This is a genomic window from Curtobacterium sp. MCBD17_028 (assembly GCF_003234875.1).
Taxonomy (GTDB): domain Bacteria; phylum Actinomycetota; class Actinomycetes; order Actinomycetales; family Microbacteriaceae; genus Curtobacterium.
Genome location: NZ_QKTQ01000002.1, coordinates 74058 through 97349 on the forward strand (window position 1 = coordinate 74058; position 23292 = coordinate 97349).

The 23292-nt window shown below is 69.7% G+C and carries 22 protein-coding genes; 17 read left to right on the forward strand and 5 right to left on the reverse strand.

All coding sequences use genetic code 11. From position 1 onward, the window contains the following. The first annotated feature begins 129 nt into the window (after positions 1-129). From thrS to DEI86_RS02760, 13 genes are all read left to right on the forward strand, one after another. Positions 130-2097: a threonine--tRNA ligase gene (thrS, locus tag DEI86_RS02700; protein ID WP_111048889.1), complete on the forward strand. Its 1968-nt coding sequence runs from the start codon at positions 130-132 to the stop codon at positions 2095-2097. Between the two features lie 59 nt (positions 2098-2156). Further along, the gene (locus DEI86_RS02705; RefSeq protein WP_111013400.1) at positions 2157-2696 is read left to right on the forward strand and encodes an HIT domain-containing protein; all 540 of its coding nucleotides are present in this window, start codon (positions 2157-2159) and stop codon (positions 2694-2696) included. A gap of 34 nt (positions 2697-2730) precedes the next feature. Beyond that, the gene (gene pdxS / locus DEI86_RS02710) at positions 2731-3663 is read left to right on the forward strand and encodes a pyridoxal 5'-phosphate synthase lyase subunit PdxS (RefSeq protein ID WP_111009027.1); all 933 of its coding nucleotides are present in this window, start codon (positions 2731-2733) and stop codon (positions 3661-3663) included. Next, complete coding sequence (gene pdxT, locus DEI86_RS02715; RefSeq protein ID WP_111048775.1) at positions 3653-4267, forward strand: pyridoxal 5'-phosphate synthase glutaminase subunit PdxT; 615 nt, start codon at positions 3653-3655, stop codon at positions 4265-4267. Before pdxS ends, pdxT begins: the two co-directional genes overlap by 11 nt. Before the next feature lie 99 nt (positions 4268-4366). Further along, on the forward strand, positions 4367-5131 hold the full coding sequence (locus DEI86_RS02720; RefSeq protein ID WP_111013333.1) for a YebC/PmpR family DNA-binding transcriptional regulator: 765 nt from the start codon (positions 4367-4369) through the stop codon (positions 5129-5131). A gap of 30 nt (positions 5132-5161) precedes the next feature. Then, positions 5162-5737: a crossover junction endodeoxyribonuclease RuvC gene (gene ruvC / locus DEI86_RS02725; protein ID WP_111048776.1), complete on the forward strand. Its 576-nt coding sequence runs from the start codon at positions 5162-5164 to the stop codon at positions 5735-5737. Next, positions 5734-6342 carry a Holliday junction branch migration protein RuvA gene (gene ruvA, locus DEI86_RS02730; RefSeq protein ID WP_111009031.1) on the forward strand — a complete coding sequence of 203 codons (609 nt, stop codon included), beginning with the start codon at positions 5734-5736 and terminating at the stop codon, positions 6340-6342. Before ruvC ends, ruvA begins: the two co-directional genes overlap by 4 nt. Further along, a complete protein-coding gene (gene ruvB / locus DEI86_RS02735; RefSeq protein ID WP_111009032.1) occupies positions 6339-7388 on the forward strand; it encodes a Holliday junction branch migration DNA helicase RuvB in 1050 nt (349 codons plus the stop codon). Before ruvA ends, ruvB begins: the two co-directional genes overlap by 4 nt. A gap of 95 nt (positions 7389-7483) precedes the next feature. Continuing rightward, positions 7484-7918 (forward strand): preprotein translocase subunit YajC, encoded by a 435-nt coding sequence (gene yajC / locus DEI86_RS02740; RefSeq protein WP_111025594.1) that lies wholly within the window; start codon positions 7484-7486, stop codon positions 7916-7918. Between the two features lie 107 nt (positions 7919-8025). Further along, positions 8026-9783 carry a protein translocase subunit SecD gene (gene secD / locus DEI86_RS02745; RefSeq protein ID WP_111048777.1) on the forward strand — a complete coding sequence of 586 codons (1758 nt, stop codon included), beginning with the start codon at positions 8026-8028 and terminating at the stop codon, positions 9781-9783. Then, entirely contained in the window at positions 9783-10769 is a 987-nt protein-coding gene (gene secF / locus DEI86_RS02750) for a protein translocase subunit SecF (protein WP_111013331.1), read from the forward strand. The genes secD and secF overlap by 1 nt, the downstream gene beginning before the upstream one ends. Before the next feature lie 18 nt (positions 10770-10787). After that, positions 10788-11150: a rhodanese-like domain-containing protein gene (locus DEI86_RS02755; protein WP_111013330.1), complete on the forward strand. Its 363-nt coding sequence runs from the start codon at positions 10788-10790 to the stop codon at positions 11148-11150. Between the two features lie 210 nt (positions 11151-11360). Then, the gene (locus DEI86_RS02760; protein ID WP_111009339.1) at positions 11361-13631 is read left to right on the forward strand and encodes a bifunctional (p)ppGpp synthetase/guanosine-3',5'-bis(diphosphate) 3'-pyrophosphohydrolase; all 2271 of its coding nucleotides are present in this window, start codon (positions 11361-11363) and stop codon (positions 13629-13631) included. A 15-nt stretch (positions 13632-13646) separates the two neighbouring features. Here DEI86_RS02760 and DEI86_RS02765 read toward each other — a convergent pair whose 3' ends face one another. Beyond that, on the reverse strand, positions 13647-14177 hold the full coding sequence (locus tag DEI86_RS02765; RefSeq protein WP_111009037.1) for a hypothetical protein: 531 nt from the start codon (positions 14175-14177) through the stop codon (positions 13647-13649). 88 nt (positions 14178-14265) lie between these two features. Continuing rightward, entirely contained in the window at positions 14266-14997 is a 732-nt protein-coding gene (deoC, locus tag DEI86_RS02770) for a deoxyribose-phosphate aldolase (protein WP_258376449.1), read from the reverse strand. Positions 14998-15022: 25 nt separating this feature from the next. Here deoC and DEI86_RS02775 point away from each other — a divergent pair, with 25 nt between their 5' ends. The 4 genes from DEI86_RS02775 (at position 15023) to DEI86_RS02790 (ending at position 19374) form a co-directional block, all read left to right on the forward strand. Then, positions 15023-16558 (forward strand): SDR family oxidoreductase, encoded by a 1536-nt coding sequence (locus DEI86_RS02775; protein ID WP_111009039.1) that lies wholly within the window; start codon positions 15023-15025, stop codon positions 16556-16558. 64 nt (positions 16559-16622) lie between these two features. Then, positions 16623-17327 carry a GDSL-type esterase/lipase family protein gene (locus tag DEI86_RS02780; RefSeq protein WP_111009340.1) on the forward strand — a complete coding sequence of 235 codons (705 nt, stop codon included), beginning with the start codon at positions 16623-16625 and terminating at the stop codon, positions 17325-17327. After that, positions 17327-17674, forward strand: a complete 348-nt coding sequence (locus DEI86_RS02785; RefSeq protein WP_111013328.1) for a DUF6804 family protein — start codon at positions 17327-17329, stop codon at positions 17672-17674. The genes DEI86_RS02780 and DEI86_RS02785 overlap by 1 nt, the downstream gene beginning before the upstream one ends. Before the next feature lie 113 nt (positions 17675-17787). Further along, complete coding sequence (locus tag DEI86_RS02790) at positions 17788-19374, forward strand: stealth conserved region 3 domain-containing protein (RefSeq protein WP_111035862.1); 1587 nt, start codon at positions 17788-17790, stop codon at positions 19372-19374. Here DEI86_RS02790 and DEI86_RS02795 read toward each other — a convergent pair. The 3 genes from DEI86_RS02795 to DEI86_RS02805 all read right to left on the reverse strand — a co-directional run bounded on the left by DEI86_RS02795 (position 19361) and on the right by DEI86_RS02805 (position 23285). Further along, on the reverse strand, positions 19361-20323 hold the full coding sequence (locus DEI86_RS02795) for a phosphodiesterase (protein WP_111009042.1): 963 nt from the start codon (positions 20321-20323) through the stop codon (positions 19361-19363). The genes DEI86_RS02790 and DEI86_RS02795 overlap by 14 nt on opposite strands. A gap of 185 nt (positions 20324-20508) precedes the next feature. Beyond that, positions 20509-22215: a cytochrome bc complex cytochrome b subunit gene (locus DEI86_RS02800; RefSeq protein WP_111048778.1), complete on the reverse strand. Its 1707-nt coding sequence runs from the start codon at positions 22213-22215 to the stop codon at positions 20509-20511. Continuing rightward, positions 22212-23285 carry a ubiquinol-cytochrome c reductase iron-sulfur subunit gene (locus DEI86_RS02805; RefSeq protein WP_111013325.1) on the reverse strand — a complete coding sequence of 358 codons (1074 nt, stop codon included), beginning with the start codon at positions 23283-23285 and terminating at the stop codon, positions 22212-22214. Before DEI86_RS02805 ends, DEI86_RS02800 begins: the two co-directional genes overlap by 4 nt. Positions 23286-23292 lie beyond the last annotated feature (7 nt).

Below are 23292 nucleotides of genomic sequence, written 5' to 3' on the forward strand. Positions count from 1 at the left end.
CGACGGGGCGGTGCGGGCCTCCCGGCCGACTAGTGTTGGTGCACCACCGAACGAGGGAGCCCCACCACCGTGACCGAGTCAGTCGTCCCCGCCGCCGACCAGCCCGACGTGCCGCCGGCACCCGCGACCGTGACGGCGACGACCACGACGACCGGGACCGAGCTGTTCGCGGGCGAGCGGTCGGTCGTGGCGATCCGGGTCGACGGTGTGCTCCGTGACCTCGCGGCCGAGGTCTCCGCCGGGGCGGTCGTCGAGCCCGTGACCCTCGCTGAGCAGGACGGCCTCGACATCCTCCGGCACTCGACCGCGCACGTGCTCGCGCAGGCCGTGCAGGCGATCAACCCCGAGGCGAAGCTCGGCATCGGACCGCCCGTCACCGACGGCTTCTACTACGACTTCGACGTGGCCGAGCCGTTCACGCCCGAGGACCTCAAGGCCATCGAGAAGGGCATGGGCCGCATCATCCGGCAGGGCCAGCGGTTCGTCCGTCGCGTGGTGAGCGACGACGAGGCGCGCGAGCTCATGGCGGGGGAGCCGTACAAGCAGGAGCTCATCGGCCTCAAGGGCGCGGCGAGCGAGGGTGACGCCGGCGAGAGCGTCGAGGTCGGTGCCGGCGAACTCACCGTCTACGAGAACGTGGACCCGAAGTCCGGCGAGGTCGTCTGGCAGGACCTCTGCCGCGGGCCGCACCTGCCCACGACCCGGGTCATCGGCAACGCTGCGAAGCTCATGCGGGTGGCTGCGGCCTACTGGCGTGGCTCCGAGAAGAACCCGCAGCTCCAGCGGATCTACGGCACCGCATGGCCCGACAAGGACCAGCTCCGCGCGTACCTCGAGCGCCTCGAGGAAGCCGCCAAGCGCGACCACCGCAAGCTCGGGGCCGAGCTCGACCTGTTCTCGTTCCCGGACGAGATCGGCTCGGGCCTCGCGATCTTCCACCCCAAGGGCGGGATCATCCGCCGCGAGATGGAGGACTACTCGCGGCGCCGCCACGAGGCCGAGGGCTACTCCTTCGTCAACACGCCGCACATCACGAAGGGCGACCTCTTCGAACAGTCCGGCCACCTCGGGTGGTACAAGGACGGCATGTTCCCGCCGATGCACCTCGACGAGGCACGGAACGACGAGGGCGAGATCACCCGGCAGGGCGCCGATTACTACCTCAAGCCGATGAACTGCCCGATGCACATCCTCGTGTACCGCTCGCAGGCCCGGTCCTACCGCGACCTCCCGCTCCGGTTGTTCGAGTTCGGGACCGTGTACCGGAACGAGAAGTCCGGTGTCATCCACGGCCTGACCCGTGTCCGTGGTCTCACGATGGACGACGCCCACATCTTCACGACGCGCGAGCAGATGAAGGACGAGCTCACCCGCACGCTGAACTTCGTGCTGTCGCTGCTCCGGGACTACGGCCTCACCGACTTCTACCTCGAGCTCTCCACGAAGGACCCGGACAAGTACGTCGGCTCCGACGAGGTCTGGGAGGAAGCCACGAGCACCCTGGCGGAGGTCGCCGCCGATTCCGGTCTCGAGCTCGTGCCGGACCCGGGCGGAGCGGCGTTCTACGGTCCGAAGATCTCGGTCCAGGCCCGTGATGCGATCGGCCGCACGTGGCAGATGTCGACGGTGCAGCTCGACTTCAACCTGCCCGAGCGCTTCGGCCTCGAGTACACCGCCGCGGACGGCTCGCGTCAGCGTCCGGTGATGATCCACCGCGCGCTCTTCGGGTCGATCGAGCGGTTCTTCGGCGTCCTCACCGAGCATTACGCGGGTGCCTTCCCCGCGTGGCTCGCACCGGTGCAGGTCGTCGGGATCCCGGTGGCCGAGGAGTACGGCGACTACCTCGACGAGGTCGTGACGCGGCTCCGCGAGCAGGGCGTGCGCGCCGAGGTCGACCACTCTGACGACCGCATGCAGAAGAAGATCCGCACCCACACCAAGCAGAAGGTCCCGTTCATGCTCATCGCGGGCGACGAGGACCGGCAGCAGGGCGCCGTGAGCTTCCGGTTCCGCGACGGCAGCCAGCACAACGGCGTGCCGATCCAGGAGGCCGTGGACCGCATCACGACGGCCATCCGCGAGCGGGCGCAGGTCTGACCGTGGCGGAGACCCCGGGAACGGAGGGCGACCCCTTCGTCATCCGCTCCTCCGCGGACATGGCCGCCGTGCCCGACGCGTTCCAGCGCCTCTGGACGCCGCACCGCGCGGTGTACATCGAGCAGGGACGCGCGGGGGAGGGGCGTGGCCAGAAGGACGACTGCCCGTTCTGCGTCGCGCCGACCCTGCCGGACGAGGACGCCCTCATCGTGGCCCGCGGCCGGACGGCATTCGTGCTGCTCAACCTCTACCCGTACAACAACGGCCACCTGCTCGTCTGCCCCTACCGCCACGTGCCCCTGTACGACGAGGCGACCGACGAGGAAGCCGCCGAGATGACCGCCCTCACGCGCACCGCGATGGGCGTGCTCCGGACCGTGGCGCACTGCGACGGCTTCAACATCGGCATGAACCAGGGCGAGATCGCCGGCGCGGGCGTCGCGGCGCACCTGCATCAGCACATCGTGCCGCGCTGGGCGTCCGACTCGAACTTCTTCCCGATCATCGCGCGGACGAAGGCGATCACCCAGCTCCTCGGCGAGACCCGGCGCCTGGTGGCCGAGGCGTGGCCGCACGAGTCGCGTGTTCGCCCAGCGTGATCACGCTCCGCCGGGCAACTAGACTGGGTGGATCATGAGCGACAGCACCGCATCGACCACCGATCCCGCCTCGACCCCCGGCACCTCGATCACCGGTTCCTCGCGCGTCAAGCGCGGCCTCGCCGAGATGCTCAAGGGCGGCGTCATCATGGACGTCATCGACGCAGAGCAGGCGCGCATCGCCGAGGACGCCGGCGCGACGGCGGTCATGGCGCTCGAGCGTGTCCCCGCCGACATCCGGGCCCAGGGCGGCGTCGCCCGCATGTCCGACCCGTCGATGATCGAGGACATCATCGCCGCCGTGTCGATCCCCGTCATGGCGAAGGCACGCATCGGCCACTTCGTCGAGGCCCAGGTGCTGCAGGAGCTCGGTGTGGACTACATCGACGAGTCCGAGGTCCTCTCGCCGGCGGACTACGTCAACCACATCGACAAGTGGGACTTCACCACGCCCTTCGTGTGCGGCGCGACGAACCTCGGTGAGGCCCTCCGTCGCATCACCGAGGGTGCGGCGATGATCCGCTCAAAGGGCGAGGCCGGCACGGGCGACGTCTCCGAGGCGACGCGGCACATCCGCACGATCTCGAAGGAGATCGCCGCGCTCCGCAACCTCAAGGACGACGAGCTCTACGTCGCCGCCAAGGAGCTGCAGGCTCCGTACGACGTCGTCAAGGAGGTCGCCCGGACGGGTGCGCTGCCCGTCGTGCTGTTCACCGCGGGCGGCGTGGCCACCCCGGCGGACGCGGCGATGATGATGCAGCTCGGCGCGGACGGCGTGTTCGTCGGCTCGGGCATCTTCAAGTCCGGCGACCCGGCGAAGCGCGCCGCGGCGATCGTGAAGGCCGTCACGTTCCACGACGACCCGAAGGTCATCGCCGAGGTCTCCCGCGGTCTGGGCGAGGCGATGGTCGGCATCAACGTGGCCGACGTCCCCGCGCCGCACCGCCTCGCCGAGCGTGGCTGGTAGCCCCGTCGTCGGGAGCGCCCGGCCCCGGATCGGGGTCCTCGCACTCCAGGGCGACTTCCGGGAGCACATCGCGTCGCTGACGGCGCTCGGTGCCGAGGTCGTGCCGCTCCGTCGCCCGGAGGAACTCGCGAGCCTCCAGGGCGTCGTGATCCCGGGGGGCGAGTCCAGCGTGATGGACAAACTGGCGCGGTCGTTCGGTCTCGCCGAGCCGTTGTCCCAGGCCATCCACGAGGGCCTGCCGACGTACGGCACCTGCGCCGGGATGATCATGCTGTCGTCGCGCATCCAGGACGGCATCGACGGGCAGCAGACGCTCGACGTGCTCGACACGACGGTCCGCCGGAACGCGTTCGGCAACCAGAACGACTCGTTCGAGATCGAAATCCCGATGCCGGACCTCGGCGAGGCCCCGGTGCACGCCGTGTTCATCCGTGCCCCGGTGGTCGAGGACCACGGTCCCGACGTGCAGGTCATCGGCGCCCTGCCCGACGGCCGACCGGTCGCGGTGCAGCAGGGCAACGTCATCGCCTCGGCGTTCCACCCCGAGGTCAGCGGCGAGGACCGCTTCCACCGCCGCTTCCTCCAGCTCGTCGCCGACGCCTGACCCGGTCGGCGCGCGCCAGCGGGGAGGCGCGGCTCCACCCGTCCCGTCCCTCCCGGCCTGTACGATGACCGGGATCACCAGAACCGATCGAGGAGAACCGTGTCCGGGCATTCCAAGTGGGCAACGACCAAGCACAAGAAGGCGGTCATCGACCAGCGCCGTGCGAAGTCCTTCGCGAAGCTCATCAAGAACATCGAGGTCGCCGCCAAGATGGGCGGTGCGGACCTCTCGGGCAACCCGACGCTGGTCGACGCCGTGCAGAAGGCGAAGAAGACCTCCGTCCCGAACGACAACATCGACCGCGCGATCAAGCGCGGCGCCGGCCTCACCGGTGAGTCGATCGACTACCAGACGATCATGTACGAGGGCTACGGCCCGAACGGCGTCGCGATGCTGATCGAGTGCCTCACGGAGAACAAGAACCGCGCCGCGGCCGAGGTCCGGACCGCGATGACGCGCAACGGCGGCACCATGGCCGACCCGGGCAGCGTGGCCTACAACTTCGCCCGCAAGGGCGTCATCTCGGTCACCAAGACCGACGGCCTCACCGAGGACGACGTCCTCGGTGCCGTGCTCGACGCCGGTGTCGAGGAGGTCACCGACCAGGGTGGCGGGTTCGAGATCATCACCGAGGCCTCGGACCTCGTCGCCGCGCGGACGGCCCTGCAGGACGCCGGGATCGACTACGACGCCGCCGACGCCGAGTTCGTCCCCGGGCTCCGGATCGACGTCGACGCCGAGACGGCCCGCAAGGTGTTCAAGCTCATCGACGCCCTCGAGGACAGCGACGACGTGCAGAACGTCTACGCGAACTTCGCGATCCCGGCCGAGGTGCAGGCCGAGCTCGACGAGGACGAGGACTAGTCCCGTGACCGGGTCCGACCGGCCCCGTCCGTGATCCGCGTCCTCGGCGTCGACCCGGGCCTGACCCGGTGTGGCGTCGGCGTCGTCGAGGTCGCGGCCGACCGTCGGGCCCGTCTCGTGCACGTCACGGTGGTCCGCACACCGTCGGACATGGCGCTCGAGCAGCGGTTGGTCCGCATCGCCGCGGGCGTCGGTGCCGCGATGGACGAGTTCCGGCCCGATGCCGTGGCCGTCGAGCGTGTCTTCGCCCAGGCGAACGTGCGCACGGTCATGGGCACCGCCCAGGCGGCAGGACTCGCACTCCACGCAGCGGCGTCGCGGTCGATCCCCGTCACGTTGCACACCCCCTCCGAGGTCAAGGCGGCGATCAGCGGCTACGGCAACGCCGACAAGAAGCAGGTGGCGACGATGGTGGCGCGGGTGCTCGGACTGGCCGAGGCCCCGAAGCCCGCCGACGCATCGGACGCGCTCGCACTCGCGATCTGCCACGCCTGGAGGGTCGGCGCACCGACCGAGGCCGGTGCGGGGGCCGTCACGCTCACGCCGGCACAGCGGGCGTGGCGAGAGGCCGAGCGGTCGGTGGTGTCTCGTAGGCTCGGAGGATGATCGCGAGTCTCCGAGGCACCTGCATCGACACGGCGGGTTCCCGCATGGTGGTCGAGGTCGGTGGCGTCGGGTACGGCGTGACCGTGACCCCGCAGCACGCGTTGGCCGTCCGCCACGGGGCCGAGGTCTTCCTGTGGACCGTGCTCGTCGTCCGCGAGGACGACATGTCGCTGTACGGGTTCGAGACCGCCGAGGCGCTGCAGGTGTTCGACCTGCTCCGCGGCGTCTCCGGCGTCGGGCCGAAGTCCGCGATGGGGGTGCTCGCGACGATGACGCCCGCACAGGTGGCGCGCGCGGTCACCGACGACGACGACACGGCCTTCCGCAAGGTGAGCGGCATCGGCCCGAAGACGGCCAAGCTCATCACGGTGGCCCTCGCCGGCAAGCTCACCGCCGTACACCAGGCCACCCCGTCGCCCGCGGCTCCGCACCCCGCATCGGAGGACGTCGTCATCGCCCTGGTCGGTCTCGGTTGGCGCGAGGACGCTGCGCGCACCGCCGTCGACGAGACGATCGCGAACGAGCCCGGTGTCGCAGCGATGGGCACGCAGGCGTTGCTCCGTGCCGCGCTCGGCACGCTCCGGCCGTCGGGTGCGGCGCGATGAGCGGGATCACGTCCTCCGCACCCGAGTCCGAGGCCGAGCTCGCCTTCGAGGGAGCCATGCGGCCGCGGTCCCTGGCGGAGTTCGTCGGCCAGCGCAAGGTGCGCGGGCAGCTCGAGCTCCTGCTCACGGCCGCGGCGATGCAGGAGCGCACGCCGGACCACATCCTGCTGGCCGGGCCTCCCGGGCTCGGCAAGACGACGCTCGCGATGATCGTCGCGCACGAGTCGGGGCGACCGTTGCGGATGTCGAGCGGGCCGGCGATCCAGCACGCCGGCGATCTCGCCGCCGTCCTGTCCTCACTCGTGCCGGGAGAGGTCCTGTTCATCGACGAGATCCACCGCATGGCGCGCTCCGCCGAGGAGATGCTCTACCTCGCGATGGAGGACTTCCGCATCGACATCATGGTCGGCAAGGGCGCGGGCGCGACGAGCATCCCGCTCGACCTCGCCCCGTTCACCCTCGTCGGGGCGACCACGCGGGCCGGGCTGCTGCCGAACCCGCTCCGCGATCGCTTCGGGTTCACGGCCCACCTCGAGTTCTACGAACAGGACGAGCTCGAGCAGGTCCTCGTCCGCGCCGCGGGGCTGCTCGACCTCGCCATCGACCGGTCCGCCCTCCGCGAGATCGCCGGACGGTCCCGGGGGACACCCCGCATCGCGAACCGCTTGCTGCGTCGCGTCCGCGACTACGCCCTCGTGCACGCGCCCGTCAGCGGCATCGACGCCGTCCGTGGCGCACTCGACCTGTACGACGTCGACGAGCTCGGTCTCGACCGCCTCGACCGCGCGGTCGTGGAGACCATGCTCACGCGGTTCGACGGCGGTCCGGTCGGTCTCAACACGCTCGCCGTGTCGGTGGGCGAAGAGAGCGAGACCATCGAGTCGGTCGTCGAACCGTTCCTCGTGCGCGTCGGGCTCGTCACCCGGACACCCCGGGGCCGGATCGCGACGCCGACGGCGTGGCGGCACTTCGGGCTCACACCCGGCGGCGCCGCCCAGCAGGGCTCCGCTCCCACGGCACAGCCAGAACTGTTCGAGCGCGACTGACGCTCCGAGCGGCGACGCGGGGCGGGACGATGCTCCCAGCGCGGTGCCCTAGACTACCCCCGCCCGATTCGAGCACCCCCCGGAAGGCCCATCCCATGCAGTCTAGTCCGACCACCATCGTCATGCTGGTCCTCGCGTTGGGGCTCGTGTTCCTCATGTTCCGCAACAGCCGGAAGCGGAAGCAGCAGCAGGAGACGATGACCACCAAGATGGTCCCGGGCGCGCGCGTCATGCTGTCGTTCGGGCTCTACGGCACCATCGTGTCCGTGAACGACGAGAAGGTCACGGCCGACGTCGAGATCGCGCCCGGCACGATCGTCACCGTCCACCGCCAGACCCTGTCGCGGGTCGTCGACGACAACGGCGACGACGCCGCCACCGCGGTCGTGGGCACCACGGCCACGGGTGACGAGGAACCCCGGCCGGTGATCGCCCCGGTCGAGACCACGGGCGAGCCGGAGTTCGGCGAACGTCTCGGCAGCGACACCACCGGCGTGGTCGACCCGGACGCCAAGCGCGACGACCGCTGACCCCGACCCACCGCCCGGCCGACCCCGATCGGCCCGCCCGAGGGCGACTCCTCCGCACCCGGTAGCCGATCGGCTGCGCGGTCCGTACAGAAAGCAGAGACGCACAGGTGGCACGAACGACACCGGTCAAGAAGGCGCTTCGCTCGCTCACCTGGTTGGTCATCATCATCGCCGCGCTCTCGGCGCTCAACGGGACGGCGACCATCCTGGCCAACAGCGCGAAGACCTCCGGATGGTGGGACTCGGCGAGCTGGGTGCCGGAACTGGCGCTCGACCTCCAGGGCGGCACGCAGATCACGCTCGCCGCGAAGCAAACGGGTGGCAACGACGTCAACGCGCAGCAGCTGCAGCAGGCGGTCGAGATCATCCGTGAGCGCATCGACGCCTCGGGAGTGTCCGAGTCCGAGATCAACACGCAGGGCTCGAACAACATCGTCGTGTCGATCCCCGGCCGGCCCGACAAGCAGACCATCCAGCGGATCGAGGCGGCCGCGAAGCTGACCTTCCGCCCCGTCCTGTACACGACCGCGGCGACGAACACCTCGGTCGGCGGCAAGGGGAAGAACGGTACGGCCTCACCGACGCCGTACAGCCCGCCCGCGTCGCTCGAGGCCACGCCCACGGCGAAGCCGACGAACGCGAGCGACCCGAACTGGGTGAGCGCGCGCCTCCAGGACCTGTACGAGAACTACGACTGCAACGCGCCGGACGACGTCACCTCCGCCCCCGACTCGAAGCCGCTCGTGACGTGTGACCAGGACGGCGCCAGCAAGTACATCCTCGGCCCGGTCGAGGTCGTGGGCGCCGACATCAGCAACGCGACGTCCGGCATCGCCACGAACTCGCAGGGCGTGTCCACCGGCGAGTGGGCCGTCAACCTCAGTTTCAACGGCCAGGGCACCAAGGACTTCCGCGCGGTCACCTCGCGCCTCGTCTCGCTCACGGCGCCGCGGAACCAGTTCGCCATCGTCCTCGACGGCACGGTGATCACCGCGCCCGCCACGAACAGCGCGATCACCAACGGCAAGGCGCAGATCACGGGGTCGTTCACCGCGGACTCCGCCAAGACGCTCGCCGACCAGCTCAAGTTCGGTGCCCTGCCGATCAACTTCACGGTGCAGAGCAACGAGGTCATCTCGGCGACCCTCGGTTCGGCGCAGCTCATCGGCGGTCTGATCGCCGGTCTCATCGGTCTGCTCCTCGTCGTCATCTACTCCGTGGTGCAGTACCGGGCGCTCGCGTTCGTGACCGTCCTGTCGCTCACGGTGTCCGCCGCGATCACCTACCTGGTGATCGCGATCATGTCGTGGCGCATCGATTACCGGTTGTCCCTGGCCGGCGTGGCAGGCCTCATCGTCGCGATCGGCATCACGGCCGACTCGTTCATCGTCTACTTCGAACGCATCCGCGATGAACTCCGCGAGGGCCGCGCGCTCGAGAGCGCGGTCGAGGCGGGGTGGCGCCGTGCCTTCCGCACGATCCTGGCGTCCGACTCGGTCAACTTCCTCGCGGCCGTGACCCTCTACATCCTCGCGGTGAGCGACGTGAAGGGCTTCGCGCTGACCCTGCTGCTCACGACGATCATCGACATCATCGTCGTGACGCTGTTCACCCACCCGATGCTCCGGCTCATCGCGCGCACCCGGTTCTTCAACGAGGGACACCGCTTCAGCGGGCTCGACCCGACCGCACTCGGTGCGGTGTACCGGGGCCGCGCGCAGTTCCGTGCCCCCGTCGTGGACGGCAAGCGCCAGCGGAGCGCACGTGAGGCCGCGCGACGACAGACGATCGCCGAACGCAAGGCGCAGGGCACGACGACGACCACGGACTCCGAACGCCCTGAGACCGACGGGAAGGACTCCTGATGGCCAGCTTCAGCCAGTTCGGCAGCGACCTCTACACCGGCAAGCGCTCCTACGACATCGTCGGGCGCCGACGCCTGTGGTACACGATCGCCATCGCCGCGATCGTCATCTCCGTCGTCGTGCCGTGGCTCCGCGGTGGCTACCACCTCGGCATCGAGTTCACCGGCGGGTCGGAGTTCACCATCTCCGACGTGTCCACCCTCGATCAGGACCCGGCCACCGCTGCGGTCGAGCGGGTCGTCCCGGACGTCGTCCCGCGGGTGTCCCAGCTCGGCCGGGACTCGATCCGGGTCCAGACCTCGCAGCTGACGACCGCGCAGAACGACGACGTCGCTGCCGCGCTCGCCAAGGCGTACGACGTGTCGGACACCAAGGTCGCGTCGTCCTACATCGGTGCGACCTGGGGTGCGGACGTCCTCGACCAGGCCATCCGCGGTCTCGTGATCTTCCTGATCCTCGCTGCCGCGTTCATGACCATCTACTTCCGCACCTGGAAGATGTCGCTCTCGGCCATGGCGGCGCTGCTCCACGACCTGCTCATCACGGCCGGGGTGTACGGCATCGTCGGCTTCGAGGTCACGCCCGCCGCGGTCATCGGGTTCCTGACGATCCTCGGGTACTCCCTGTACGACACGGTCGTGGTGTTCGACAAGGTCCGCGAGAACACCGCCCAGGACGCCGAGGGCTCGCGGCGCACCTTCGCGCAGTCGGTGAACCTCGCGGTGAACCAGACGCTCGTCCGCTCGATCAACACCTCGGTGGTCGCGTTGCTGCCCGTCGCGGCGATCCTCTTCATCGGGTCGTACGTCCTCGGCGCCGGGACGCTGCGGGACATCTCGCTCGCGCTGTTCATCGGCATCATCGTGGGCACCTACTCGACGATCTTCATCGCGTCGCCGCTCTACGCACACCTGCGGATCGGCGAGGAGAAGATCCGCAAGTCGGACCAGAAGAAGCTGCAGGCCGCGGCACGACAGCCGGCCTGACCACCGAGAGGCGACCGCATGCAGGAGATCGACGTCCACGAGGCCATGCGCCGCGTCGAGGGCGGAGCGCGACTCATCGACGTCCGCGAGCAGGACGAATGGGACGCGGGCCACGCCCCGGTCGCGCGCCTGCTGCCGATGTCGGCCCTGCAGGAGCGGTGGACCGAGATCGCCACCGACGATGAACCGGCACTGATCATCTGCCACTCCGGCCACCGGTCGGGGATGGTCGCCGACGCGCTCGAGCGGTCGGGTGTGCCGGCCGTGAGCGTGGCCGGTGGCATGGTCGCCTGGGCGCAGGCCGGGGGAGCGGTCACGACGGCCGCTGACGACGCGAGCGGGCACCACGACGCCGTGGGCGAACCGGGTTCGGACGCCTGAGTCCGCGCGCGTAGTGTTGAACGCACAGCACCCGGCGTTGCCTGCACCACGAGTGTCGGGCAGTCCGCGTGCGGACGACCGCGACCGCGGCCGAGGGACATCAGTGGGACGACGCTCCGAGCGACGTGCCGGGGCCGGAGGCGACGCATGACCGACACACGGGAATCCGCGGCGGCCGAGGGCGCCGCAGCGCGACCCGATCCGGCGACGATGCCGTCGAGCGCCCCGACCGGTGCCAACACGACCGGTTCGATCGGGTCGTTGCGCTCCCTGCTCCCGCGACTGTTCTCGCGCGCCCAACCGGCCGGGGCCGTGGACACCCTCATCCGGACGGTCCGCGCGCACCACCCGAAGGCGGACGTGACGCTCATCGAGCGCGCCTACTCCGTGGCCGAACGCGCCCACGACGGACAGCGCCGGAAGTCGGGCGAGCCGTACATCACCCATCCGGTGGCGGTCGCGCAGATCCTGGCCGACCTCGGCATCGGGTCCATCACGATCGCGGCGGCGCTGCTCCACGACACCGTCGAGGACACCGAGTACACACTCGACGAACTCCGCGACGACTTCGGTGACGAGATCGCGATGCTCGTCGACGGCGTCACCAAGCTCGACAAGCTCAAGTACGGCGACAGCGCGCAAGCCGAGACGGTCCGCAAGATGGTCGTCGCGATGTCGAAGGACATCCGCGTCCTCGTCATCAAGCTCGCCGACCGGTTGCACAACGCGCGGACATGGGGCTTCGTCGAGTCCGCCTCCGCGACCCGGAAGGCCAAGGAGACGCTCGAGATCTACGCGCCCCTGGCGCACCGTCTCGGCATCCAGATGATCAAGCTCGAGCTCGAGGACCTGTCGTTCGCGGTCCTCCATCCGAAGCTGTACGTCGAGATCGACAGCCTCGTCAAGGAGCGCACCCCGAAGCGCGAACAGTTCGTGCAGAACGTCATCGGCCTGGTCAAGAAGGACCTCAAGGCCGCGCGCATCCGCGGCGACGTGATGGGCCGCCCGAAGCAGTACTACTCGATCTACCAGAAGATGATCGTGCGAGGGCGGGAGTTCGACGAGATCTACGACCTCGTCGGCATCCGGGTCCTCGTGCCGACGGTCCGCGATTGCTACGCCGTGCTCGGGTCGGTCCACGCGCGGTGGACCCCGCTCCCGGGACGCTTCAAGGACTACATCGCGACCCCGAAGTTCAACCTGTACCAGTCGTTGCACACGACCGTCATCGGCCCGCAGGGTCGCCCGGTCGAGATCCAGATCCGCACGCACGAGATGCACCTCCGTGCCGAGTTCGGGGTCGCGGCCCACTGGAAGTACAAGCAGCGGATGAACGGCCGCGACGTCGACACGACGAGCCACTCCGACGCCGACATGGCCTGGCTCGCGCACATCTCGGACTGGCAGGCGGAGACGAGCGACCCGACCGAGTTCCTCGACTCGCTGCGGTACGAGATCGGTGCGAAGGAGACCTACGTCTTCACGCCGCAGGGCAAGGTGATCGGGCTGCCCGCCGGAGCCACCCCCGTGGACTTCGCGTACGCGGTGCACACCGAGATCGGCCACCGCACGATGGGTGCGAAGGTGAACGGTCGGCTCGTGCCGCTCGAGAGCGAGCTGTCGAGCGGCGACGTCGTCGAGATCTTCACCTCGAAGAACCCCGACTCCGGCCCGAGCCAGGACTGGCTCGCCTTCGTCCGGAGTCCTCGGGCCCGCAACAAGATCAAGCAGTGGTTCACCAAGGAACGCCGCGAGGAAGCGATCGAGCAGGGCCGCGACGCCATCGCCCGTGCGATGCGCAAGCAGAACCTGCCGCTCCAGCGACTCATGAGCCAGGACACCGTCGCCGAGGTCGCGTCGAGCATGCGGTACGAGGACGTCTCGGCGCTGTACGCCGCCATCGGCGAGGGACACGTCTCGACGCAGTCGGTGATCGAGAAGATCCTCGCGAGCGTCCAGACCGAGACCGAGACCGACGAACCCGAGCTGACGTTCCCCGCCCGGGTGTCGAGTCGGGTGCTCCGGAACAGCGACAGTGGTGTGCTCGTGCGCGGCGCACCGGACATCCTCGTGAAGCTCGCGAAGTGCTGCACCCCGGTGCCGGGGGACCAGATCGTCGGGTTCATCACGCGCGGACAGGGCGTGTCGGTGCACCAGGCGACGTGCTCGAACGTGCAGTCGCTCATGCAGGAGCCCGACCGGATGATCGAGGTCGAGTGGGCCCCGTCGTCGAAGAGCGTGTTCCTCGTGCAGATCCAGATCGAGGCACTCGACCGCGCTGGCCTCCTCAGCGACGTCACCCGGGTGCTCTCGGAACACCACGTCAACATCCTGTCGGCGACCGTGTCGACCTCGTCCGAGCGGTTGGCACTGTCCCGGTTCGTGTTCGAGATGGGTGACACGACCCACCTCGACCGCGTGCTGAACGCGGTACGCCGCATCGACGCCGTGTACGACGTCTACCGGGTCAGCGCGGGCTGAGCCGGCGGGGGACGGTCATCGCAGGGCCTCCTCGAGCCGGCCGACCGCCTGTCGCGAGTGTGGCGCGGACCGCGTCGCCGCCAGCGCGGTCCGGATCGCGTCCGGATGCACGAGCGCGGTCAACCGTCGCACCGCCTCGGCGTCGTCCCGCTCCCACCGCTCACCGACGCGCAGGAGGTCGACGGCCGTCCGGAGGGGGGCGGTGACACGTGCCGGACCGACGACGACGACGTCGGACCGAGTGAGCCGGGTCTCGCGCACGCGGAGCCGCGGCCGGGAGGCCCGAGCGCGCGTCCCGGGGCCGGCGCAGGCCTGCAGCACGGCGGGGGCGCGTGACCGAGCACCCCAGATCCACGCCGCCGTGAGCCGCTCGGCGACGATGCGCGAGTCGGACACGGACCACGCGAACGCACTCGCCCGCGTCAGGGCGTCGTCGGGGAGCGCGACGGACGCGAAGCAGGCGTCGACCTCGTAGAGCTCGCCGTCCAGCCGCGCGGCGCAGAGCTCCGCGAGGGCGAGGTCGTCAGGGGTGTGGATGCGGCGCACCGGACGAGTCTGGCGCGGCCGTCGGTCCAACGTCGTCGGTGCATCCCGCCCTGTGGAGGAGTCGCCCGACCGGGCGATCTGAGGCCGCTCAGTACGAGCTGGTGTCGTCCCCGAGGCCGGACGCCGCACCGGTACGAGCCCGATGGGCGTACTCGTCCATGATCCGTGCCGATGCGCTCGTGCCGATGCGATCCGCCCCGGCGGCGACCATGGTGATGACGGCGTCGAGACCGCGCACCCCGCCGGACGCCTTCACCCCGACGTCCGGTCCGACCGTCGCCCGCATGAGGCGGATGTGGTCCTCGGTCGCGCCGCCGCCCGCGAAGCCCGTCGACGTCTTGACGAACGAGGCTCCCGCCCGGACGGCCGCGTGGCAGGCGGCGACGATCTCGTCGTCGGTCAGGAACGCGGTCTCGAGGATCACCTTGACGGGGACGTCGCCCGCGACCTCCACCACCGCGCGGACATCGGCCTCGACCGCGGCCCAGTCGCCGCTCTTCGCGGCGCCGATCTGCTGCACCATGTCGAGCTCGAAAGCGCCATCGGCGATCGCCTGACGGGCCTCCGCGGTCTTGGTGCTCGTGGTCGTCGTGCCGTGCGGGAACCCGATGACGGTGCCGACTCCCACGCCGGTACCGGTGAGGCGCTCGACGGCGTGTCGGACGTCACTCGGACGGACGCACACGCTGAGGACCCGGTGGGTCGCCGCCTCGTCGAGTTGGGTGTCGACGGCGGCGCGGTCGAGTTCGGGCTTGAGGATCGCGTGATCGATGAGACGACGGACGTCGTCGGCGGACGCGGGGAACAGTGCGGATTCCACAGCATCCGAGCGTACCGTCCCGGACATGCGTCTCCTCGTCACCGGAGCCACCGGGTACATCGGCGGCCGCCTCGTCCCGCGCCTGCTCGAGGCGGGCCACGACGTCCGTGTCCTCGCCCGGACCCCGCGCAAGCTCGACGACGTGCCGTGGCGGGATCGCGTCGAGGTGGTGCAGGGCGACCTCACCGACGCCGACGCGGTCGCTCGCGCCGTCGACGGCATGGAGGCCGTGTACTACCTCGCGCACAGCATGGGGACGCGCGGCGACTTCGAGGAGACCGAGCGCCGTGCCGCGCGCACCATGGCCTCGGCCGCACGCGCCGCCGGTGTCCGACGGTTCGTCTACCTCGGCGGGCTGCACCCGGACGGCGCGACGAGCAAGCACCTCCGCAGCCGGGCCGAGGTCGGGCAGGTCCTCCTCGACTCGGGCGTCCCCACCGTCGCCCTGCAGGCGGGGGTCGTCATCGGGTCCGGCAGCACCTCGTTCGAGATGATCCGGCACCTCACCGACGTGCTGCCATGGATGCCGGCGCCGCGGTGGGTCCGGAACCGCATCCAGCCGATCGCCGTCCGCGACGTCCTGTACTACCTCGTCCGGGCGATCGAGCTACCGGCGGACGTCAACCGGACCTTCGACATCGGCGGCCCCGACGTCCTCCGCTACGGACAGATGCTCAACGCGTACGCGGTCGAGGCGGGCCTGCCCCAGCGACCGATCTCGACCCTCCCGGTCCTGACGCCCGAGCTGGCGGCCCACTGGTTCAACCTGGTGACGCCGATCCCGCGTGCCCTCGCCAAGCCGATCATCGAGTCCTTGCAGTACGAGTGCGTGCAGCGGGAACACGACATCGACGCGTTCATCCCGCATCCCGACGGCGGCCTGACCCCGTACCGGACGGCCGTCCGACTCGCGTTGCAGAAGACGCGCGAGGGCGAGGTCGAGACGAGCTGGCGCAACGCGAGCATGGACGGCGCGCCGAGCGACCCGCTGCCGAGCGACCCGGAGTGGGCCGGCCACGTCGTGGACGTCGACGATCGAACGCGCCGGACGACGGCCTCGGCTGAGGACGTCTGGCGTGTCATCGAGTCGATCGGTGGCGACAACGGCTGGTACTCGCTGCCCCTCGCCTGGGCCCTGCGCGGGTGGATGGACCGCATCGCCGGTGGCGTCGGTCTGAGCCGCGGCCGACGGAACCCGGATCGACTCGAGACCGGGGACGTCCTGGACTGGTGGCGGGTCGAGGAGCTCGACCGGGGCCGTTACCTCCGGTTGCGAGCAGAGTTCAAGGCCCCGGGCCGGGCCTGGCTGGAGCTGTCCGTGCGGCCCACCGAGGACGGCTCCGAGTACCACCAGCGGGCGATCTGGTTCCCGCAGGGACTCGCCGGACGCCTCTACTGGTGGTCGATCCTCCCGTTCCACGGGATCATCTTCCCCGGCATGGTCGAGCGCATCACGGCGCGTGCGGAACGCGGCGGCGGACGCCAGGACCTCCCACACGAGGCGCCGCTCGGCACACCACACCGTGAGACCGCCGCGAGCGAACGCTCGGCGGCCGGATGAGGTCCCCGGCTCGCACCGGAAGCCCGCCCACGGCAGAATGGACCACGACGTCGAGGAGGCAGTCATGACCGACGAGCAGACCGGAATCGAACAAGGCGGCGCGGACGAAGCCCACGAGGCTCCCGCGGGGGAAGCAGCAGCGGACTCGTCCGCCACCCCGGCCCCACGCCAGCGGCCGTCGTCCTCGGACCACGACGGCGAACTCGTGCTGTTCGTGGGCGACAGCCTGACGGCAGGCGGCGACTGGCAGTCGTGGCTGCCGGGGGAGCGGGTGCGGAACCTCGGGGTGAACGGGGACACCACCGACGGCGTGCTCGCGCGCCTCGACGAGGTCGTCGCGGCACAGCCCGACGTCATCGTGCTGCTCATCGGCACGAACGACTTCGGCAACCACCGGGCGACCGCGGAGCACGTGGTGCGCAACGTCGAGTCCATCCTGGTGGACCTGCGCCGCGACCTGCCGGGCGTCCGGCTGCTGCTCGTGTCGATCCTGCCCCGCGCGGCGTCGTTCACACCCCGGATCGAGGAGGCGAACCGGCACCTCCGGCAGTTCGTCGCGACCTGCCGCGCACAGTTCCTCGACCTGTGGCCGGCACTCGCCGAGGGCGACCGGATCGACCCCCGGTTCACCGAGGACGACCTGCACCTCAACGAGGACGGCTACCGCGCCGTGGTGGGCGAGCTCCTCCCCGCGCTCGAGCGGCTCCGGGACCTGCCGCCGATGTCGCGTCCGATCAACCTGGCGGACCTCCGCGACCTCCAGCGCTGATGCCGTCCGGCTCCCGCCGACAGGCGGAACCGGACTTCACACGTCCCGCTCTCGCGCCCGGCCTCCTGGCCGCGGTGGGCCTCCTGGCCTGCATCGCGCTCGTCGGCTCGTCCGGCTTCGTGTTCGTGCGTGTCGGCGTGACGTTCCTGGCGCTGGTCGTCATCGTGTTCGCGTTCCGGGCGCGAGCGTGGGTCGCCGCCGCCGTCACGCTGGCGATCGCCGTGTGCTGGAACCCCGTCGTGACGGTGCCGATCCCCGGCCAGCTGTGGGCGGCCCTCCAGATCGTCGCGGCCGCGGCGTTCGTCGCGGTGGGCATCGTCGTGAAGGTGCCCGACGACCGCACCTGACGGACGGTCACGCGCGCGCTCACGCCGCCGAGCGACCGCACTGACGCCGCCACCGTGGACCGATAGGATTCGGATGGCGGGCACCGTGCCCGACCGCATCGAGAAGGGCGTGGATGGCCGACGAGACCGCACCGGAGACCGAGAGTCCGCTGCTGAACCCTCATCCGTCCTCCGGCGGACTCGAACGATCCGACGTCGTGGTCCGGAAGGGCCGGCTGACGCTCCTCAACGGGCACCTCACCCCGCAGCAGTCGATGATCGAGGACCTGCTCTTCATCGACGACGCGCTCACGGCCGCCGACGTCGACCACATGCTCATCCGCGGCAACGACACCCGGCCCGTCCTCGCGCTCGACGAGCGTGACCGACAGCGCGCCGAGAGCACGCTCATGGACGCCTGCGTGAACGAGCCGTTCTACGCGAAGCCACCGGGGGAGCGCGCGGTCCTGATCGCCGACGACGGTCTCGGGCAGTCCGGGAGGGACGTGCTGCGGCTGTTCCGTCCCCGTCTGGAGCCGATCGGTCGCCTCCGCTACGGCGCGGACACCGCGGTCCAGGTCGAGTTCTGGCGCGTCACCGACACCGAGGTCCTCGCGCCCGTCGAGAACGCGATGATGCGCCGCAGTCTGCCGCTCGACGAGTTCGTCCGGACCGAGGTGGAGCGCTACGGCCGCACGTGGCAGACGATCGAGCACATGTTCGACGACCACGTCAGCGACATCACGTTCCCCATCGACATCGTCTTCTCGTGGGTCGACGGCAACGCGATCGAGTACCAGCGCGCCCGGCAGGCACAGCAGGCCGGCGCCGTCCTGGGCGAGGGCGACGACGCCCCGGCCCGCTTCCGGCAGATCGACGAGCTCAAGTACGCACTCCGGTCGGTGCACACGTTCGCGCCCTGGATCCGCACGATCTACATCGCGACCGATTCCCCCGCCCCGGCTTGGCTCGCCGATCACCCACGGGTGCGGATCGTCCGGAGCGAGGAGTTCTTCGCCGATCCGTCGGTCCTGCCGACGCACAACTCGCAGGCCGTCGAGTCGCAGCTCCACCACATCCCCGGCTTGAGCGAACACTTCATCTACTCGAACGACGACATGTTCTTCGGCCGCTGGGTCGACCCCTCGATGTTCTTCTCGCCCGGCTCGATCACGAAGTTCATCCTCGCCACCACCCGCATCGGCCTGGGGACGAACAACGCCCAGCGCAGCGGCTTCGAGAACTCGGCACGGGTGAACCGGCAGCTCCTCCAGCAGCGGTTCGGCGCGATCACCACGCGGCACCTCGAACACGCCGCCACCCCGCTCCGCAAGAGCGTCATGTCCGAGATGGAGCACGAGTTCGCCGACGAGTTCGCGCGCACCGCAGCGTCACGGTTCCGCGCCGCCGACAACATCTCCGTGACGAACTCGCTGTACCACTACTACGCACTCATGACCGGGCGCGCCATCGTCCAGGAGAACGCGGTGGTGCAGTACGTCGACACGACCATGGTGTCCGGCCTCACGGCGCTCGACGAGCTGCTCCGCCGGCGCAACGTCGACTTCTTCTGCCTCAACGACGGGAGCTTCCCGGAGGTCTCCGACGACGAGCGCACCGCCCGGGTGACGGACTTCCTCGAGAAGTACTTCCCGTTCCCGGCCCCGTGGGAGCGGCCCACCGATGGGATCGCTCCCGCCGGAGCCGCTACCGCCGGCTGACGGGGGAGGCCGGCACCACCTCGTCGCGGAACACCGGGATGCTCGAGGTGACCGGCTGCGGTTCGACCGCGGCCGGGATGACCACGCCTGCCGCAGCGAGCCGTTCGGCAACCTGTACCGGCGCGACGCGCTCGCCCACGGTCGCGTAGTGCCCGATCGGAACGACCGAGTGGACCACGGTCGATCCGTACACGTGCACGAGGTTGAACGACTGCGCACCGTCGCGCCCGCGGGTGCCACCGCCCTCGGTGACCAGGTCCTGCGTGTAGCAGGTCGCGCTGGCGACCGAGACGGGGATCCCGGCGAACTGCGACGTCGTCGAGTAGTGCAAGTGGCCACCGATGATCGAGATGATGTCGGAGCCCTCCACCACCTCGGCGAGTGCCTGCTGGTCGCGCAGTTCGACGAGGACCGTCAGGTCCTGGACACTCGGCACGGGCGGGTGGTGGAGCGCGAGGATGGTGCCGTGCGGCGCCGCCACGCTGAGTTCCTCGGCGAGCCAGTCGAGCTGCGCGGAGGTCAGTTCCCCGTAGTGGTGGCCAGGGACACTCGTGTCGAGCGTGATCACCCGGAGCCCGTTGACGTCGTACACGAAGTCCACGGGCCGGTCGGTGGGCTGCAGACCGAACAGCTCACGCCGGAACGCGCCACGCTCGTCGTGGTTGCCCATCGCCCAGATGAGCTGGGCACCGAGTCGTTCCGACGCCGGTTCGAGGATGCGGCGGACCCGTGCGTACGCTCCTGGCTCACCGCGGTCCGCGACGTCGCCCGTGACGACGATGGCCTCGGGGTGCGAACCCGACGCCTCGATCTCGTCGACGATCTGCTGCAACCGCGCAGCCGAGTCGACGTCTCCGTACAGCTCGCCGTCAGCGGCGATGAGGTGGGTGTCGGAGAGGTGGAGCAGGAAGTGGTTCGGCCTGGGGTGTTCGGCCGTCCGGATGTCCATGGAGCTCGCAATCAATCACTCGTCGAGGAACAGCGCGGCCAAGGTTGTCACAGCCACGTACACCAGTCCAGCACCCGCGCGTGAACGTGCCCTGAACTGGGTGGGCGTGTCCGATCGTCCCCAGGTGAACGACGAACGACGAAGCGCCCGACCACCATCGTGGTCGGGCGCTCCCGTGTGTCGGTTCAGTGACCGCCGCTGCCGACCTGCGGCGCCTGGTGCGTGCCCTCGAGGTCCGGCCCGTGGTGCGCCGCATGCGCGGCGTCGAGCTCGGGCTTGGTGACGGGGGCGATGCGATCCTCGAAGAAGAACTTCGACATCCGAGCGCGGACCCGCTCGACCGGGCTGATCTTGCCGCGTGCGTTCGGACGGAGCATGAGCGGCTGGTACTCGTTGAACTGCAGCAGACGCCACCGCTCGTACTCGTCGAGCTGCTCGTGGACCTCGATGTACTCGCCGTGCGGCAGGCGCACGATGCGGCCCGACTCGTACCCGTGCAGCACGATCTCGCGGTCCTTCTTCTGCAGCGCGAGACAGACGCGCTTCGTGATCCAGAAGGCGAAGAACGGGCCGAGGACGACCATCGCCTGCACCACGTGGATGACGTGGTTCAGGGAGACCATGAAGTGCGTGGCGATGATGTCCGAGCTCGCAGCGGCCCAGAGGCTGCCGTACAGCGTCATGCCGGCGGCACCGATGGCCGTGCGGGTCGGCGCGTTCCGCGGGCGGTCGGCGATGTGGTGCTCGCGCTTGTCGCCCGTGACCCACGCCTCGAGGAACGGGTACAGCAGGATGGCGCTGATGAGCAGCACGAGCACGATGATCGGCGCGAGGATGTTCATCGAGAGCGTGTAGTTGCCCCAGATCACGAACTCCCAGTGCGGCGGGACCAGACGCAGGGCGCCGTCGGCGAAGCCGATGTACCAGTCGGGCTGGGTCCCCGCGGACACCGGGGACGGGTCGTACGGACCGTACGTCCAGATCGGGTTGATCGTGAACAGCGACGCGATCAGTGCGAGGATGCCCGCGACGATGAAGAAGAACCCGCCCGCCTTCGCGGCGAAGGCCGGGAGGATCGGGACACCGACGACGTTCTCGTTGGTGCGGCCCGGGCCGGCGTACTGCGTGTGCTTGTTGATGACGACGAGCACGAGGTGCACACCGAGCACGGCGACCAGGATCGCCGGCAGCAGCAGGATGTGCAGCGTGTACAGGCGGCCGACGATCGCGGTCCCCGGGAATTCCCCGCCGAACAGCAGGTAGGCGATCCACACGCCGATGACCGGGACACCCTCGATCATGCCGACGATGATGCGGAGGCCGTTGCCGGACAACAGGTCGTCGGGCAGCGAGTACCCCGTGAAACCCTCGGCCATGGCGAGGACCCAGAGGAGGAAGCCGAACACCCAGTTGAGCTCACGCGGCTTGCGGAACGCGCCCGTGAAGTACACCCGGAGCATGTGCAGCATGATCGAGGCCACGAACAGCAGCGCCGCCCAGTGGTGGATCTGCCGGACGAACAGACCGCCGCGGATGTCGAACGAGATGTTGAGCGTCGACTGGTACGCCGCCGACATCTCGATGCCCTTGAGCGGGACCCACGAGCCGTCGTACGAAACGTCCGCCATCGACGCCTGGAAGAAGAACGTCAGGAAGGTGCCGGACAGCAGCACGACGACGAAGCTGTAGAGCGCCACCTCGCCGAGCATGAACGACCAGTGGTCGGGGAAGATCTTGCGACCGACCTCTTTGACCAGCCCGGAGATGCTCGTGCGCTCGTCGATGTAGTTCGCGGCCGCGCCGACCAGCCGGGACGTCGGCGTCGGCGCGTTCTGCGGCGGTGTGGCCGCCGCCGGCGTGGGACCGGTGGTCCGTGTGGTGGTGGTGCTCATGAAACGCGCTCACGCTCCCAGAAGCTGGGGCCGACGGGCTCGTGGAAGTCGCTCTGTGCGACCAGGTAGCCCTCGGAGTCGACCGTGATGGGAAGTTGGGGAAGGGGCCGGCTCGCCGGGCCGAAGATGACCTCGCAGCTGTGCGCGACATCGAACGTCGACTGGTGGCACGGGCACAGCAGGTGGTGCGTCTGCTGCTCGTAGAGCGCGACGGGGCATCCGACGTGGGTGCAGATCTTCGAGTAGGCGACGATGCCGTCGTACCCCCAGTGTTCCTGGCCCTTGCGGGGATGGAGCTCCGACGGGTCCAGGCGCATGAGCAGGACGGCCGCCTTGGCCTTCTCCTCGAGCATGTCCGACTTGTCGAGCAGACCGTCGGGGATCACGTGGAAGACCGAGCCCTGGGTGACGTCGGACGCCTTGATCGGCAGGCCGGTCGGGTCCTTCGTCAGGCGTGTGCCCTGCTTCCACATCGTGTAGCTGAGGAGCTTGTTGGGGTCGGCAGCGGGCGCGAGGTCGCGCACCAGCACGACACCAGGGAGCGGGAACGCCACGAGCGCACCGATGAGGCTGTTGCGGATGACCGTTCGACGGTTGAAGCCCGATTCCTTGTCGCCGAGCCGGAAGGCCTCGACGGCCTTCGCACGGGTCTCCTCGGAGCCACGGGTCGCGTGACGCTGCTCGGAGATCTCGCGGTCCACGACGAGGGTCTTGGACCAGTAGACGGCACCGAACCCGAGGGCGAGGAGCGCCAGCGTGATCGACAGACCGAGGAACAGGTTGCCGAAGCGGACCGTCGACAGGTCGCCGGCGCGGACGGGGAACGCGACGTAGGACGCGATCGCCAGGATGCTGCCGATGATCGAGACGTAGAAGAACGTCGCGACCTGACGCTCCGCCAGACGCTCCTTCTTCGGGTCGACGTCGGTCCGCCGCGGGCGGTGCGGCGGCTCACCCGGGTTCTGGAACGGCTCGGCGGGCAGGACCGCGGTACCGGCGGGGATCGAGGGCGTGTCGTGCTTCTCGACAGCGGAGGACGCGGACAGTACGTCGTCGTCGCGCTCTGTCATGGTGTTC